Below are 17,496 nucleotides of genomic sequence, written 5' to 3' on the forward strand. Positions count from 1 at the left end.
TCATATGCTATGTTCTCCGCTGCATTTTTTTTGCTAAAATCTAAAAGCTAATGGCTATAAAATCAACAACGGCGTTACAATCCCTATTGAGAAACGATAGTTATCATTGTTCACCATTCCTAATTTCGTTTGTGCGTAGTCGGTATACCGGTATACTCGTCCTATCATATTGGCGTATACTTTCAGGTTCACATGTTTAAGCGGGTATACTTCTATGCCAGGTATATATCCCCAGGCGGTGCGCAGTTTTTTATCTTTGTTGGGGTCAGGGTTCCCATCCCAATAGGCAAAATCCACCATGCCGGTTAAGGCCAGGTGTACAATCCTGCTCAGTTGTATGTCAGCACTCAGCCAGTGGCTCATATATTTCACGCCCTGCACTGCTTTTTTATCAGGGGTAAAGCTGCTCACAAGTCCCTTACGATCCAGGTTTTCAAGACTTAATTTAAAATCATATTGCAGACGGAAACGATTTAAAGAAAGCTGGTTGCCCAATGCAATGTAGTTCATGTACTGATGGGTAGCTTCTTTAAAGATACTGTAAGACCAGATGGTGCTGAACTTGCCGTCAAACATATTACCCCGCCAGTTGATCACCGCGGCAAAAGGAAATTTACTTTCACTGATACCGGGAATAGAATCATACAATTCCTTAAATGTTTTGGTTCTGCTGTTTAGTATCTGAAAAGTGAATTCATTATTCTTATCAGGCAAAAAGCCCAGCCCGGCGCCTGTCAGGAAGTTATCGGAATATTCGATGATGTCGGAATATTCGTAAATATCGATCGGGTTTGCATCAAACTCGTAGCCGCCCCAATCTGCACATAATTTACCGGCATATATTTTCCATTTTTCATTGGGATCGAAACGTACAAAGGCCAGGTCAGTAGATCTGCTGAGGTTATCAATAGACTGTGTTACCGGATCACGGGTGTAGCGGTCACGGAAGCGGAAATACAGCTTATCTGCTACTTTGCCTTTGATCTCCAGCCGGAACTGTTCATTCACAAAACGGGAACCTGTATAAGTACCGTTTTCAAAGGCATTGCGAAAGGCGAAACGCATATTGGCGATGACGTCTACATTATTCAGCAATGATTGCCTGTTTACCGGTATCAGCGGGGTATGCAGGGTATCATTCGCAGATTCCTGCTGCTGTGCAGATGCAGTAAATGCGTACAATAGCATGCACGCCATTAACCATTTGCGGATATGCATAATCGTTAGATTTCGGGAGTCATTGTTTGCCTGTAAAAATGCTACCACAGTATCCCTGCCAGGAGGAAACCCACTGCTACAGAAACACCTACACTCACAAAGCCAGGTAACATAAAGCTATGGTTCACCAGGTATTTACCTATATGTGTGCTGCCTGTACGGTCAAAGTTGATGGCCGCCAGCAGTGTAGGGTAGCCGGGTAAAACAAAGTCGCCATTTACTGCCGGGAACATGGCCACCAGGTGCGGAGGAATAATGCCCAGTGACAAACCCAATGGCATGAGTGCCTTGGTAGTAGCAGCCTGACTGAAAAGCAGGATGCTGAGCAGGAAAAGAGCAATAGCAAATGTCCACGGAGCAGCACGCACCATATCACCCAACGCATGTTCTATGATATCGGTGTTGGTTTGCATAAAAGTAGCGCTCATCCATACCACACCAAAAATAGATACCACTGCCTGCGCACCGGAATTAAATAAACTTGCTTTCGCTACTGCAGCGGTAGTGGTTCTGCAAAGCAGCATAATAGCGGCTGCAGCGGCCAGCATCACGAGTTCTATCACAGCAGACATTTTGATATTGCCGGCAGCATCTACGGCCAGGTTACTGGTACCTTCTCCGAAAGAAGGCAACATATCTGGAAAAGCTCCTACCAGTACAATCAGTAATACCGCCAGCCCGAAAATCAGTACAGAAGTTTTAGCGCCCGGTAACAGCGGCACCCTGGCAGATTCCGTATCTGAATTAATGCTGGCTGCAAACTCAGGGTCTTTCATCTTTTCGAGGAACAAGGGATCTTTGTCGAGGTCCTTACCCATTTTCCAGCATACCGCCACACCTGCCAATGTTCCTACAATCGTAGCAGGAATACATACTTTAAGGATTTCCAGCAACTCCACTTTCCCACTGAGGATAGTTAATATAGCAGCGGTAGCGGCGGAAATAGGGCTGGCCGTGATAGCCAGGTGAGAAGAAATAACAGAAATACTCAATGCTCTTTCAGGGCGTATTCTTTTTTTGGTAGATACTTCTGCAATAATAGGCAACAACGAATAAGTAATATGTGCGGTGCCTGCAAATAAGGTAAACAGATAAGTCACCAGTGGTCCCAGCAATACAATCAGTGAGGGCTTGCTGCGCAGAATTTTCTCTGCCAGTCTTACCAGGTAATCCATTCCACCGGCGGCCTGCAACGTAGCCGCAGTGCTCACTACCGCCAGTATAATCAGCATTACATCAATAGGAGGATCTGCAGGCCGCATGCGGAACAGGAATATATAAATGGCTAATGCCACCATTCCCATCACTCCCAGCCCAATACCTTTCATGCGGGCGCCAACAAGGATAGCCCCAAGCAAAATTGCAAATTGTAACCAGATCATATGAAGCGTGTATATCTGATGATAATGATCGGATGTTTCTACACTACAGACAGGCTCCGGCAAAGAGAGAACGCCGGAACATACGGGCAGCCTGCCGGAAGACGGTGGCTGCCCGCGTATTTTATTGAATAAACTGGGGTCTTATCAGGTTGTCGAAAGTGAAAATTTCATCCCACTTTTCCTGTGTTACCCATTTCTTTTCTTTCACCGCCAGATCATGAACAGACTTTCCTGTTTCCAATGCTTCGCGTGCAATAGCGGAGCATTTCTCATATCCGATAATAGGATTCAGCTGTGTTACAATACCGATGCTATGCATCACCATTTCTTTGGTACGGTCTGCATTGGCAGTGATACCTACTACGCATTTATCTTTCAGCGTCTGACAGGCATTATTCATATAAGTAATGGCGGTAAACAATGCGAAAGCAATAGTAGGTTCCATTACGTTGAGCTGCAACTGTCCTGCTTCTGCGGCCATGGTCACCATCAGATCAGCGCCAATCACATAGAAAGCAGTTTGGTTCACCACCTCTGGTATTACCGGGTTTACTTTGCCCGGCATGATAGAAGATCCCGGCTGCATGGGAGGCAGGTTAATTTCGTTTAACCCTGTCCGTGGGCCGGAAGATAATAACCTCAGATCATTACATATCTTGGAAACCTTTACAGCTGTACGTTTCAGCACACCAGACAATTGCACATATGCGCCGGTATCATAAGTAGCCTCTATCAGATCTCCAGCCAGTATCAGATCCAAACCGGTAATAGTCGCCAGGTATTTGGTGACCAGTTCGGAATATCCCTTAGGTGCATTTACGCCCGTACCAATGGCGGTGGCACCCATATTTATTTCAGAGATAAGTCGTTTGCTTTCTTCCACACGGGACAGCTCTTCGTTGATATTGGTAGCAAAGGCTTTGAACTCATCGCCCATACTCATAGGCACCGCATCCTGTAACTGGGTACGTCCCATTTTCAGTACGTTTTTAAACTCCACTCCTTTAGCGCCGAAAGCGTCTGCCAGCTCACTCAGGGTGAGTTTATACCCGGTGAGTTTATTCATGAGCGCTATGCGAAAAGCGGTAGGATAAGCATCGTTGGTAGACTGTGAGCAGTTTACATGGTTGTTGGGATGACAGAATTCATATTGTCCCTTTTCCTTCCCCATCATTTCCAGGGCTACGTTCGCAATAACTTCGTTGGCATTCATATTCACCGAAGTACCTGCGCCGCCCTGTATCAGGTCGCTCAGAAACTGGTTATTAAACTCGCCCGCAATCACGCGATCACAAGCCTTGATAATATACTCCGCGATATTTTTATCCAGTACCCCCAGATCGCGGTTCGCCATGGCTGCGCCCTTTTTTACATAGCCTAACGCCTGTACGAAAACGGGTTCCACCATCAGGGGAATACCGGTAATATGAAAGTTCTCAATTGCACGCAGGGTTTGAATACCGTAATATACATCTTGTGGTATTTCTTTTTCACCGAGGAAATCGTGCTCAATTCTCTTTGCCATATTTAAAGTAATTTAGGCCTGAAAGTTAAACGCATTTAGAACAATGAAACAGTGCGAATTGTTTTATTTTATCTTAAAGTGAAGTGCTTTTATTAGTATTTCATTCGGCATTCATGATTTGTAATTCATATTTATCTATGGTCCACCGTATTTTACTGATCTGTTTTCTATTTTTATTTTTCGGGAGAAATCAAACTTTTTCCCAGCAACTGCAGCCCAACTTTAACCCATCGGAGTACGGCGAATTGTTAAAACTGGCAGAACGGATGGGAGATACGCCCTGGACCAAAGTGAAGAGTAATCCGCCGCGCGATTGTGAGTTGATTTATCGTGCTAAAGAATCAGGCCTGGTGAACCGTTGGGATTTGTGGAAGCGAAAAGATGGCGTGGGTATTATTGTGATCCGTGGCACCATTGGTAGTAGTACGTCCTGGCTGGAAAACTTTTATGCAGGCATGATTCCATCGCAGGGTACGGTGAAATTAAATGACAGTACTGCAGTACCTTATAAAGTGGCAGAAGATCCAAGAGCTTACATACATGCCGGATGGATGCTGGCAGTAGCTGCTATGGGACCTGAAATTAAACGTAAAATAAACGAGTACTATCAGCAAGGCATACACGAATATATCATCTTCGGACATAGCCAGGGTGGCGCCATCTCTTTTCTGCTGCGCTCTTATTTTGAGTACACGGATGGACTTCCAAAAGATATTGTGTTCAAAACGTACGCCAGTGCAGCGCCAAAGCCTGGCAACCTGTACTATGCATACGACTATGATTTCATTACCCGTGGAGGCTGGGGATTGCGGGTAGTCAATGCACGCGACTGGGTGCCTGAAACACCGTTCTCACTGCAAACAACCAGGGATTTCAATGCGGTAAGTCCTTTCGCAAATATTAAAGGCTCTCTGAAAGATCAGAAATGGGCCATACGCGCCGTACTCAATTACATGTATGGTCGCCTGGATCGTCCTACCAAACGCTCTTCCAGGCGTATGCAGCGGGTATTGGGCAAGTTCGCCTACAAGCGTGTCAGAAAGGTACTACCGGAGTATCAGCAACCGGATTTTGTAACCAGTCACAATTATACCCCGGCAGGCACGCCCATCATCTTATACCCGGTAAAGGGCTATGATGAACTGTTTCCGTTTGATGGAAAAAACATTTTCATCCACCATATGTTCGAACCTTACCGATGGGAACTGGAACAGATTTATAAGATAAACGCCAACTAATCATTGCTGCCTTTCTCACCGGTAAACCAGTGCTCCTTATCTCTGAACAATACATTGAAAGTAGTCAGGGAGCCGTAGATGCGGGTAATATACTGCTGCATATTTACCTTCTCTTCATCTGTGAGCACTTTATGGCTGTTGATGTTTTGTTCCAGCACACGCAACCGGTCACGCAGCATGACTATTTTATGGAAGAAGGTATCAATAGGCAGCTCCTTTGCTTTCAGGGTGGGATCACCCGGTTGCAACACCAGGTTGCCCCCCTTCCAGCGATCGCCCAGTGGCACCACTTCTGTAATGCCTCCCCACAAACGCAGGATCTTCAATATAGATGTTTCCACCTCTGAAGCGGTTTCCACTTCGGAGGTGGTATTCTCCGCCACCAGTACCTCAAAGAGTGGATCCGTCTTGTCGATCATCTTAATACCATGATCCATGAAGGTAACGCGGTATTGGGCGTATTTCACCGCTACAATTACCCCGGGGCCAAAATGTGCGTGCTGTACCCTTGAGCCAACGCCGAGTGTGAGTTCTTCCATTATTTTTTCCTCAAACATAAAAAATTCCGGCAAAGGAATAAACTAACATTTGTTAAGGTCCATCCGCTTTTAAGCATTTACTTTTGCCGCGACTAAATACTACAGCTATGACACCTTCAACCAGACTAATGTGTGGACTCATTCTCATCACCATTCCTACCATTCAATTCGGCGGATATTTCCTGTTAAAGATCCTCAGTGGAAAAATGAATCAGTTGGCACTTACGCCATTTCAACGATCCATGTTCCGGGCCGGTCATGCACATGCCGGTGTGCTGGTCATATTATCCCTGGTTTGCCAGTTGCTCACAGACGCAGTTACGTTAGATAATGCACTTACATGGGCAGTAAGAATAAGTATTCCATTTGGTACTATACTGATTAGTGGTGGATTTTTTGCGGCAGCTGCAGGCAAGGAAAGAACGCAGCCGAATCAATGGATTGGGATATTATATGCAGGTGTATTCCTGTTGGGTGCAGGCGTACTTACATTAGGGATAGGGTTGTTGTAAAAAAACGTGTGATGATCCTTTTCACAGATCATCACACGCATCAAATATTATTCTTTTACCTTGTTCAGGAAGTAGGATAATTTAAATAACAGTTCGTCCTGTAAACCAGCGCGCAGCTTGGCTTCTTCATCTGTAATTCCTAAGCGGCGCAGGCGTTGATAATATACATAGGAACCACCAATCAGTTCGAGGCACTCTTGTATTTTACGTTTCACTTCTGCTTCTTTGGTGCGTTTTTCAAATTCTTTTTTAGTAAGAATTTTATCAACGAAGTAGAAGTTGTCTTTATCTTCTACCCACTTATTCCCTTCTCTGTGCTGGGGTTTGTATACTTCCAGGTAACAGTTATCCAGTTTCAATACATCGCCGAATTCTGCGCGTATATCTATCACCGTTGGTTTCTCTGCTGCCGGATTGGCCAGGCGTTTTTTAATATGATTGCTGATTTCAACACCCAGTTCATCGCTGCTCATCAGGATCTGGTTCAGTTCTGAAAATTCCAGGCTGATGGTGATGCGGGCATATCCTCTTCCACTTTTTATTTTACCAAATAAGCTGGGGGTAGTTTGTTCATCAAAGATGATGTCTTCTACCTGCACTTTGGTAATCGTTTTATAGTTGGGTGTATAACCATCTTCCAGTGGAGTAGCGCGCTTGTTTACCAGGCGGGAAGGCTCCTGCCGGCGGGTAAACTGTATGAACTCATCGATGAAGCGCAGCTCCTGCTTTTTCAGCTTGGCGTAAACTTCATGTGTAGTATGGTTATGTATTTTACTTAACAGCATCAGATCACTCCAGCTGTCGAAATGCTGCATTTTTTTCAGTTCATCCAAAATATCTCCTGCAGCCATGTTACGGCGATAGAAGATTTCTCCTACAAGAAATAATGCGTACTCCTGGGCCGGGTATCCCAGTTCAGGCAGTACATCATAAGGGCTGCGTTTCTGTTCGCGGCCACTTTCCAAAAGATCAATATCTGACATAACTGGCGCCAAAAGGTACTTACGTGCGGCAGCACGCAGTTTCTTGCTCACATAATCCACCAATTGGTCACTTACGTGCCCATGATGCACAAAATCATGCAGTATCTGCACAAAACGCCGGGATGTAGGCAATCCAAATTGTGAAAGAATATCATTTTCCATGTCCAGCACGTCCTCAAAACCAGGCTCCTCCTTTCCAGGCTTCACCCGTTGATCCATTTGCTGGTAACGCTGATAGTACTCCTGCAACTTCAGTTTAAGCTGATCCATAATGTATATACAATTAAATATTAAATACTTCTATAAACAAAACAATAGTGGCACAGTAATGCTAAAAAATTTCCTGTCTGGTTAACATATCCAGGCTTGACGACATCAGGAAACCCGAAAACAGGGGCTTCAACGATGCCATAAAAACAACATTCAGTTGGTTATCAACTACTTATAAAAATGGGAATGGAATGGGAAAGTGCGCAAAGATACACCTTTTCCTGAAGTGAGCAAAAGAGAGTGGAAATTATGAAAAATAGGAAGAAAGGCTGTGCCTGCATTCACTTTAGGCCGGAATCTATAGTGCAGATATTGTTCAATTTTGTGGATACATTTTTTATCTCTGTGGAAAGGATTTCAGGTACCTGGAAAATGATTCTGCAATACATAAATTCATTCCCCTAAAAATATAAATGCTGATCTGTCAAGGGTATTTTCATCTGTCCCATCTCCTATTGCAGGCCCCTTTTATCTCTCCTGCTTTCCACTTCATTCATTTATAAATTTCTCTTCATGTGTAATTCCTTGAAATTTTTTTATTCAAAGTATTTGGAATTTAAAAATAGTTTCGCTTATCTTTGCACTCCCAACAACGAAATACGGTGGTTGTAGCTCAGTTGGTTAGAGCATCAGATTGTGGTTCTGAGGGTCGAGGGTTCGAAACCCTTCAATCACCCAACCGTTAAAAAAGGCTTCTGTAAAAAGAAGCCTTTTTTGTTTTTATACCTCTCGTAAATCAATGCTGACAGTAACCTGGGACCAGGTTGAAAACTTCGAGGATAGTGTGAATTTTAAGCATAAAACACCCATCATTATAGTCAATACTCATTATGTTGACACCGTCGAGCACATGCTTCACACCCGCTATGTACATATAGAAGCAGTGCAGCAGAGGTGGACTTGAGGTGGACTTGATGCGGAGATGATGAAGATAGGCCGGAGGTCGGAACCGGCCATAGCAGCGGCGCTAAAGACAATTCGGGGGGATTTGAGAATGGCAAACAAAAAATGATACTTCTTCCGAAGGAAAAATATTATCTGAAAAAATATGGAGAAAAATTTCTTTAGTAGAAAAAGATTCTCTTATATTKGCACTCCGAAAAACGGGGTAACCGTTAGGAAATGGTGGTTGTAGCTCAGTTGGTTAGAGCATCAGATTGTGGTTCTGAGGGTCGAGGGTTCGAAACCCTTCAATCACCCAAAAAAATGAAAAGGCTTCTGTAAAAGGAAGCCTTTTTTGTTTTAAATTCTTTAGACGTATTATTCCCAATTGTTCTTCCTAAAAAACCAACCACTTCATGAGACCCCTAACAGAAATAGAAAAAGAGCCCAGATGGCTGTTATAAGACTTCGGGCTGAAAGCCTACAGCAAGGCAAGACATTCATGATGTATGATAAAAATCTTCCAGCAGGAAAATACTACATGGAGTATCCCGATGGCAAAATGAAGATCGTTACTGCTTCACATAAACTCAAAGAATTTATCGTTGAAAAGGAATTGCGCCAGAGTGAGGCTGACTTAATCAGAGATAAGCTTAATGCTCAATATGTATAGTTAATTCTACCCTTAACTATACATATTGATTATTCAAATGGAGCAAAAAAACAATCAGCAGGAAGAAACTTTTATCCCCCCATAAAATCCGTCCCTAATAATTCGCCAATGAAATAAAAGCTGGCAAACAAAACCATCTTATTATCGCCATTTACTTCAATCGGTTTACGGGTATAGATAATAATTACATTAAAAATAATTAATTCATCAGCACCCACTTTGTTTTTTAATTATTTGTTTTGCCTATTGATTTTCTACATTTGTGCAAACCTGAAAATTAATAACACATAATGATATTTTTCCTTCCCCTCATCGCTGCTGTCATTGGTTGGTTACTCAACAGTCTCGCTGTAACCCTCCTTTTCCGTCCATATAAACCCGTTAAACTAGGCTTCCTCACCCTGCAAGGCTTATTCCCTAAAAGACAAGCCCAACTGGCTAATAGTCTCGGTGCGCTGGTAGGTAAACAATTATTTTCTTTTGACGATATCAAAACCAAACTCACCGATCCGGAGAAGATCAGAAATATTATTCCGTTAGTAGAAGCACACCTCGATACTTTTCTACGGGAAAAACTACCTAAAGCCATGCCGGTACTTTCCATGTTCATTGGCGACAGTATCGTGAACCAGATTAAAACCCATCTCGTTGCAGAACTCGACACCCTGTTTCCATTATTGATCAGCCAATACCTCGATAATGTACAACAGGACCTGGACCTGGAAAAAATAGTATCACAAAAAATTGCAGGTATCTCCACAGATAAACTGGAAGCCATCACCCATGGTCTACTGCAAAAAGAACTGCAAAGCTTCAAAATGCTGGGTGCTATCAGCGGTTTAATTACCGGATTAATTTGCCTGGGCATCTCCCTGTTATAACCTTTATATACCCGGGTTACAAACGATAAAAGACAACTCTGTTAACTACTGTTAAGACCTCTTAGCGGTCATTTTTGTGATTTCCTGCGGACAATCATTCCGCTCATCACAATCTCAAACCATTCATACCTGTACCCCGATACATTTGTCCTTATCTGAGAAGAAAGTCCGGATAAAAACCGATAAGGATGAAAAAATGCTATGCAGTAATTGCTGGTATACTCTTGTGGCAGGTAAACGCCTTTGCACAGGCGCCTAAAGCAACAGCCCCCCAGCAGGGACAAGGACAACAGGGAAGACCCAACATGCCGCAGATTGGTCACTTGTACGGTAAACTGGTCGATGCCAAAACCGGGAAACCAATCGAATACGGCTCCGTTACCATATTAAAGCAACGGGACTCCTCCCTCGTAACCGGGATGCTCACTAAATCAAATGGCGACTTCAGCCTGGAAAACCTCCCCTTTGGCCCAATGATCCTGCGCGTTAATTTCATGGGTTATACCAGCCTGCAGAAGAAGGTGATGATCACCGCTCAAACACTGGAACAGGACCTGGGTAACATAAAAATGGCGCAGAATGTAAAAACACTGCAAAGCGTGGAAGTTACCGGGCAAAAGAGCGCCTTTGCCATGGGCATAGATAAAAAAGTATTTAACGTAGACCGCAACCTTACCAGTGTTGGTGGTACCGCACAGGATGTACTAAAAAATGTACCCTCCGTAAATGTTGACCTGGACGGTAATGTAACCGTACGTAATGCATCTCCCAATATTTTTGTAGATGGTAAACCTTCTACCCTCACCCTGGATCAGATTCCGGCAGATGCCATCGAAAGTATTGAACTCGTCACCAATCCATCTGCTAAATATGACGCAGAAGGAATGTCAGGAATACTAAATATTGTGCTGAAGAAAAACCGCAAAGCCGGTTTCAATGGCGCAGTAAACATTGGCGCAGGTACGGGCAACAAATACAACGGCGGTGGTAATATCAATATACGCCAGGGAAAATTCAACGTATTTGCCAACTACAATATCAACTCCAATCACAACTGGGCCGATGGTACTACCAACCGCAGCAACTACCGCAGCGGTGCAGTAACAGATACCAACTACCTCTTCCAGAACAGCAACAGCACCAGTAAACCACTATTTCAGTTCGGACGTTTTGGATTGGATTATATGCTCGATAACCGCAACACCATTTCGGTGGCACAAAATATCGTTGCAGGAGATTTCAAAAATAACGAAGACCTCTCCAGCACCTTCTCCGATAAAAATCATGTGGTTACCGGTATCAGTGATCGTTTAAACAATAACAACTTCAACTTCCGGAACTACAYGACTACACTGAGTTTTAAACATACTTTTGCGCAACCCAATAAAGAATGGACAGCAGACATCAACTATAACAAGAGTTCCAACAGCCGTAGCGGCGACTATCTCACACAGGCAAAAAATGCCATGGGAGATCCACTGGGACAAGCACTGCTGCAAAACAACACTACTTCCGGTAAAACAACTTTCATGACTTTCCAAACGGATTACACCAATCCCATCGGAAAAAATGGTAAGCTGGAACTGGGAGCCAAAGCCACTTTGCGTGACTACACCAGTTTGTACGATGTATTTGATAAAGATACTATCACCGGTAAATTTATCAACAACCCACTGCTATCCAACAACTATAAATACAACGAAGAAATATATGCAGGCTACGCCAATTTTGCCAGTACCATCGGCAACTTCGGCTACCAGGCAGGTTTACGCGTAGAGCAATATGTATATGCAGGAGAAAATGAAGGCACGAAATACAAACCTACCAAAGCCGTACCTGGATTCTATCCCAGCTTATTCCTGTCGGAAAAATTAAAACACGATCAGGAACTGCAACTGAACTATTCACGCCGCGTAAACAGACCTAACTTCTTTCAGCTGATTCCTTACCGCGATTACAGCGATCCGCAAAATCAACGCGAAGGGAATCCTAACCTGAAACCGGAATATACCAATAGCTTTGAATTTTCTTACGTAAAAAACTGGGCCAACAGTAACTTCCTTGGCAGCATCTATTTCAGGAATACCAATAATATGATTTCTACCATCAGCACGCCTATTGGTGCAGATACGCTGCTAACACAGTACATCAACGCCAACAGAAGTAACTCTTACGGTGCCGAGCTGACCTTAAAAAATCAGATCTTAAAAGGATGGGATCTTACCAGCAACGTGAACCTGTATCAAACAGATATGAAGGTGAATGCCAATGGTCAGAATTTTGATAACAATGGATTTAGCTGGTTTGCTAAAATAAATTCAGAAACAAAGTTACCTGCTAACTTTACCGTACAGGTAAATGCCACTTATCAGGCACCTACTATTGCGCTTCCTTCATCCGGAGGCGGTGGTGGTGGCGGAGGTCGCGGCGGCGGAGGCGGTGGTGGTGGATTTAACCAGATTCCATCTTCCGCACAAGGTACTATCAAAGGCTTTAGTACCGTTGACGTTGCAGTGAAAAAAGACTTCCTGAAAAATAAAGCGGCCTCATTGACACTCAGCTTATCCGACATCTTCAATACCCGTCAGTATGAGCTAAACCAGGTGTCTCCGGGCTTCGCACAGGATTATATCCGCAAACGCGAATCACGTGTACTCAAACTGAACTTCAGCTACCGCTTCGGTAAGTTTGATGCATCCTTATTCAAAAAGAAAAAGAAAGATCAGGGAAGTGACCAGCAGATGGGGGATCCCATGCAGAGCTTCTAGAACATATTAAAGAAGGTGAATGCAAACCACAGGCCGGTTAGTAGTGCAACTGCATTGCTGCCGGCCATGTTTTTTTAGCTACCACTCATCATATTTCGTTAACGTTTAAGCTTATGCCTATTACTTTTACGGTGTTGTTGTATCACTTATAAAGTTGCTAAATCCACGCATGCGAAATTTTCTATCACTCATGTTCGTGCTGTTTGTTATATCGTATAACGTCAACGCACAAACGACAATTCCGGCTGCATTGAAAGTTACCGGCAAAGTAGCAGATATTGTTACCGGGAAACCCATTGAATACGCATCTGTAGTATTGCTCAAACAGGCAGATTCTACGATGGTGACTGGTGCATATACCACGCCCACCGGCAATTTCACACTCAATAATATTGTTCCTGGTATATATGTTTTACGTATCACCTTCATGGGTTACGAAAAAATGGAGAAAGCCATCCGTGTAGTGGAAGGAAAAAATACACTCGCCGGAACCCTGCGCCTGCAATCTGCCGGCAAAGTATTGAATGCCGTGGAAATCAAAGCAGAAAAACCAGCTTTCTCCATGCAGATAGACCGGCAGGTATTTGATGCAGGCAACATGATTAATGCAGAAGGGGGCACGGGAACGGATATATTAAAAAATATCCCCAGCGTAGATGTAGACATAGATGATAACATTACCCTCAGAGGTAAAAGCGTGACCATTTATGTAGATGGCAAACCCTCTCCTTTCGGAGATGCCAAAACCGCGCTGCAAATGATCCCGGCAGAAAGTATTGATCGTGTGGAAGTCATCAATAACCCCTCTGCTAAATTCGAAGCGAACGGCAGCGGCGGTATTATCAACATCGTACTGAAAAAAGATAAAGCCTTTGGCTATAACGTCATGTTCAATGCAGGTGGCGCCACCCGCGGCGAAGCCAACGGAAGCGTAAATGCCAGTCTGCGTATGAGACGTTTTAATTTCTTCGGCAACTATAACGGTCGCTACGAACACGTAAACGGCAGCGGCCTCAGCTCACGCCAAAACCTGGTAGCTGACAGCAGTAATACTTCCTTCTTTTCCCAGGCCAGTAAAAACGTTAACAATAACAGCAACAATGGCGGACGCTTTGGCTTCGATTATTTTATGGACGATCATAATACCTTTACGATCTCCCAGGGATTAAATTTCAGCAAGAGCGATAATGAGGATAACATCTACCTCAATTACATGGATGAAAAAAGAGAAACATTGCGTTTCGGAAACCGGGATAACAACAGTGATAACCACAACAATAACAATAACACCAATCTTAACTACAAACATACTTTTGCGAAAGAAAACCAGGAGCTGACGGCTTATGTCAGCTACAGCGGCAATAAAAGCAACAATACCAGCAGCTATAACACACAATATCAGTACAAAGGAGTAGATACCCTGCCCAATGCGGATAAACAAAGCAATAACAGCAACAATGGTAACCGCTTCTGGAATATGCAGTCGGACTACACTTCTCCCATTGGGAAAAAAGGTAAGCTGGAAACCGGCGTAAAAGCCACTATGCGGCATATCGACAATAACTATATCGCCTCCCTGTACGACTGGACGGAGAAAAATTACGTAGTAAGCCCCACGTTGTCTAATCAGTATAATTATGAAGAAGACATTTACGGCGCATACATCAACTTTGCAAACGCCATTGGCAACCTGGGTTACCAGGTAGGGGTACGTGCAGAACAATCTTACCTGAAAGGCTATTCTGTAACCAGGGACACCACCGTGAATAACCGCTTCTTTAACCTGTTTCCCAGCGTATTCCTAAAGTATAATTTACCAAAGAATCAAAACCAAAGCCTGGTATTCAACTACTCTACCCGTATAGACCGGCCCAATTTTGATCAACTGCTACCGTATATCAATAACTCCGATCCGCAAAACATCCGGACGGGAAACCCGGAACTACAGCCCGCGCTGTCTCATAAATTTGAAGTCAGCTACTCGGTGTATTATCCTAAATCAAATAATTACCTGAGCACAAGTACCTACTATGCGCAAACCAATGACAACATTGACCGTATCAGTACGCTGGACACCATTTCAGGTGTAACCACCACCAAACCTATGAACCTGGCCACCCAGCAGAATATAGGCGGTAACGTGTCCTACAGCTTAAACCTGACTAAATGGTGGAAGGTATGGGCCAACCTGAACCTGGAATATAATAAGCTCACCAGCATTACCGTCAATAACGAAAACTTCAGCTACGGACTAAACGGTAATACCCAGTTTCGTATACCCGGCAGGTTTAGTATTGAATTAGGCGGCCATTTCCGTTCTCCGAGGATACAGCCGCAAGGCACCTTCAAGGCCATGAATGGTATGGATCTGGGTATCCGCAAAGAGTTCATGAAGACAAAAGCGCTGGTGGTGGCACTGAATATTTCTGACATATTGAATTCGCAGCAATTCAGCTCACATTACGAAACAGCTACTTTTATACAGGACTACGACCGCAAAAGGGCCACCCGCTTTATCCGACTGAATGTGCGGTACCGGTTTGGCAAAATGGATCCTAACCTGTTCAAGAAAAAGAAACATACATCCGAAGAAGAGGACAAAAAGGAAGAAGATAAACCGAAAGAAGGCACAGGCAGACTTTAATGAAAAAGGAGGCGTCTCATATTGAGGCGCTWTTTTTTGCAGGCATATTGATACGGCGCGCATATGTTACCACCCTATTACAATAGCCATACTTTTCTGTTTGCCCCCTTACCCGGATAACTCAACCCTTTTTTGCTTTTACTAAAATATTTTAAACTATTTTGTCGGGCAATCATATATACAGGTGGATATGGCTTCCCGTGGTAATTACGATGAAAATACAATGCTGAAGCTGTTAGCACAGGGCAGTGAGTATGCTTTTACGGAGCTTTTTAGTCGCTACCGTACAAAAGTATATTCCGTGGCATTCCGGTTCCTGCGATCGCAGGCTGCCGCCGAAGAAGTGGTACAGGATGTATTCCTCAAGTGCTGGCTGAAACGTGCAAGTCTTTCCGACATAAAGAACCTGGATGCCTATCTCAAAGTGGTAACAAGAAACCTGGTACTTAACCGGTTTCGCAAGTTGGCCAATGAAGCCGCTGCGCACGAAGAACTGGGGCGCAGGGATATAATGGTAAACGACACTGACCACCGCGTACAGGAACACCAATACCAGGAAATTATCCGGGCCGCCCTGGAACAATTGTCGCCACAGCAACGGGAAGTATACCGGCTCGCCAAAGAAGAAGGGCTAAGTCATGAGGACATCGCCAACCGCATGCAAATCTCTGCAGTTACCGTGAAATCCCATATGGCCAGGGCGTTACAGTCTATCCGCCGCTACCTGAACGGCAGCATTAGCGTCCTCCTGCTAATGTCCCTGATTAAATAACAATAAAAAATATATCCTTCTACCCTCCACCATTGGAATTTACCAGGTGTCTATTATTATGTAAGTTTTGGAAAGATACCTGTAAGTTCCTGTAAAGTTATCGTAATCGTTATGTCGAACAACCCTGGATTCAATGAATTAATGGATAAATACCTTGCCGGAAAAGCCAGCAGGGAAGAGTGGGATGAATTGAGGGGAATGATTAACAAAGGCAGCTTTGATGAAGTAATAAAAGACCGGATAGATGCGGAATGGGATAGCGGCATAATGGAACCCGATGTTTCATTTGAACGTTATCATGAAATGATCGGCAATATTATGTCTGCCGAATCACATATCGCCAGCATCATTCCGCTTAAACCGAATCGCCGCCGTGGTATGCGCAGGCTCGCGATAGCTGCTGTGATAACTGGTTTACTGGCACTGCCTTTCGCGGGCTGGTGGTGGCAAACCCGTGAGAAAAAGTCACCGGTGGCTGTTGCATTACCGGCCGCCAAAGTAGCAGCAGAAGAAGAAGTGGTAGAAGTACAATCGAAATTTGTAAGACTGCCTGATGGAAGTACCGTGTTACTGGCGGATAACAGCCGCCTGGAATATAACCGCGACTTTAAAGGTGATAAAAGAGAAGTAAGACTGTGGGGAGAAGCCTATTTTGATATTAAAGAAGTGGTAGGTAAACCCTTTATCGTGAAAACGGGTAAACTCAGTACACAGGTGTTGGGAACTGCTTTTAATGTAAAAACATCGGCTGACCAACAACGTGTAGTGGTAACAGTTACCAGGGGAAAAGTGAAAGTAGCAGATGAAAAAAACAGCTACGGCGTATTGGTGGCGGATCAACAGCTATCCGTAAATATGCTTACCAGTACTGTGACGCGGGCGCAGGTGAAAAGTATGGAAGTGGTGAAATGGAAAGATGAATTCCTCGTCCTGGATGATGTGAGTATGGAAGAAGCAGCTGTTATGATTGGAGATAAGTATCATGTGAAAATATTATTTGCCAATGAGTCATTAAAACATTGCCGCATCGCAGGATCATTTTTTCATAATCAGCCTTTGGAGAAAGTGCTGACGATTATTTGCAGTGTGGCAAATGCCGGGTACACCATTTATCCGAATGATAAGGTAGTACTGAACGGCGAAGGATGTGCCAACCAATAAATAAACGCTTATAGACGGTCATTAGTCAACAAACGGAATATAACATCG

General features: G+C 43.9%; 13 protein-coding genes and 2 tRNA genes. 10 read left to right on the forward strand and 5 right to left on the reverse strand.

Features of this window, described 5'->3' with window-relative positions:
* Nucleotides 1–54: 54 nt before the first annotated feature.
* From AC1DP6_RS19620 to aspA, 3 genes are all read right to left on the reverse strand, one after another.
* Nucleotides 55–1,218, reverse strand: coding sequence for a porin (locus tag AC1DP6_RS19620; RefSeq protein ID WP_477056350.1), 1,164 nt, complete (start codon nt 1,216–1,218; stop codon nt 55–57).
* Nucleotides 1,219–1,259: 41 nt separating this feature from the next.
* A complete protein-coding gene (locus tag AC1DP6_RS19625; RefSeq protein ID WP_477056351.1) occupies nt 1,260–2,600 on the reverse strand; it encodes an anaerobic C4-dicarboxylate transporter family protein in 1,341 nt (446 codons plus the stop codon).
* A 121-nt stretch (nt 2,601–2,721) separates the two neighbouring features.
* Nucleotides 2,722–4,125: an aspartate ammonia-lyase gene (gene aspA / locus AC1DP6_RS19630; protein ID WP_477056352.1), complete on the reverse strand. Its 1,404-nt coding sequence runs from the start codon at nt 4,123–4,125 to the stop codon at nt 2,722–2,724.
* A gap of 137 nt (nt 4,126–4,262) precedes the next feature.
* On the opposite strand from aspA, the gene AC1DP6_RS19635 reads away from it, so the two are divergent.
* Nucleotides 4,263–5,363 (forward strand): lipase family protein, encoded by a 1,101-nt coding sequence (locus AC1DP6_RS19635; RefSeq protein WP_477056353.1) that lies wholly within the window; start codon nt 4,263–4,265, stop codon nt 5,361–5,363.
* On the opposite strand, the gene AC1DP6_RS19640 is transcribed toward AC1DP6_RS19635, so the two are convergent.
* Entirely contained in the window at nt 5,360–5,902 is a 543-nt protein-coding gene (locus tag AC1DP6_RS19640; protein WP_441574402.1) for a hypothetical protein, read from the reverse strand. The two genes, AC1DP6_RS19635 and AC1DP6_RS19640, sit on opposite strands and share 4 nt — an antisense overlap.
* Nucleotides 5,903–6,009: 107 nt before the next feature.
* Between AC1DP6_RS19640 and AC1DP6_RS19645 the strand changes: the two genes are divergently transcribed.
* A complete protein-coding gene (locus AC1DP6_RS19645; protein ID WP_477056354.1) occupies nt 6,010–6,414 on the forward strand; it encodes a hypothetical protein in 405 nt (134 codons plus the stop codon).
* 47 nt (nt 6,415–6,461) lie between these two features.
* Here the strand turns inward: AC1DP6_RS19645 and AC1DP6_RS19650 are convergent, their stop codons facing one another.
* A complete protein-coding gene (locus AC1DP6_RS19650) occupies nt 6,462–7,667 on the reverse strand; it encodes a hypothetical protein (RefSeq protein WP_441574404.1) in 1,206 nt (401 codons plus the stop codon).
* A 602-nt stretch (nt 7,668–8,269) separates the two neighbouring features.
* Between AC1DP6_RS19650 and AC1DP6_RS19655 the strand changes: the two genes are divergently transcribed.
* From AC1DP6_RS19655 to AC1DP6_RS19690, 8 genes are all read left to right on the forward strand, one after another.
* Nucleotides 8,270–8,343 (forward strand) — tRNA-His (locus tag AC1DP6_RS19655).
* A 449-nt stretch (nt 8,344–8,792) separates the two neighbouring features.
* Nucleotides 8,793–8,866, forward strand: a tRNA-His gene (locus AC1DP6_RS19660).
* A gap of 134 nt (nt 8,867–9,000) precedes the next feature.
* A complete protein-coding gene (locus AC1DP6_RS19665; protein WP_477056355.1) occupies nt 9,001–9,222 on the forward strand; it encodes a hypothetical protein in 222 nt (73 codons plus the stop codon).
* Between the two features lie 290 nt (nt 9,223–9,512).
* Complete coding sequence (locus tag AC1DP6_RS19670) at nt 9,513–10,103, forward strand: DUF445 domain-containing protein (RefSeq protein ID WP_477056356.1); 591 nt, start codon at nt 9,513–9,515, stop codon at nt 10,101–10,103.
* 188 nt (nt 10,104–10,291) lie between these two features.
* On the forward strand, nt 10,292–12,871 hold the full coding sequence (locus AC1DP6_RS19675; protein WP_477056357.1) for a TonB-dependent receptor: 2,580 nt from the start codon (nt 10,292–10,294) through the stop codon (nt 12,869–12,871).
* 169 nt (nt 12,872–13,040) lie between these two features.
* Nucleotides 13,041–15,515: a TonB-dependent receptor gene (locus AC1DP6_RS19680; protein ID WP_477056358.1), complete on the forward strand. Its 2,475-nt coding sequence runs from the start codon at nt 13,041–13,043 to the stop codon at nt 15,513–15,515.
* 190 nt (nt 15,516–15,705) lie between these two features.
* On the forward strand, nt 15,706–16,287 hold the full coding sequence (locus AC1DP6_RS19685) for an RNA polymerase sigma factor (protein WP_477056359.1): 582 nt from the start codon (nt 15,706–15,708) through the stop codon (nt 16,285–16,287).
* Nucleotides 16,288–16,398: 111 nt separating this feature from the next.
* Nucleotides 16,399–17,448 (forward strand): FecR family protein, encoded by a 1,050-nt coding sequence (locus AC1DP6_RS19690; RefSeq protein ID WP_477056360.1) that lies wholly within the window; start codon nt 16,399–16,401, stop codon nt 17,446–17,448.
* The last annotated feature ends 48 nt before the right edge of the window (nt 17,449–17,496 follow it).

It is taken from the genome of Chitinophaga sp. 01L420 (genome assembly GCF_056399985.1).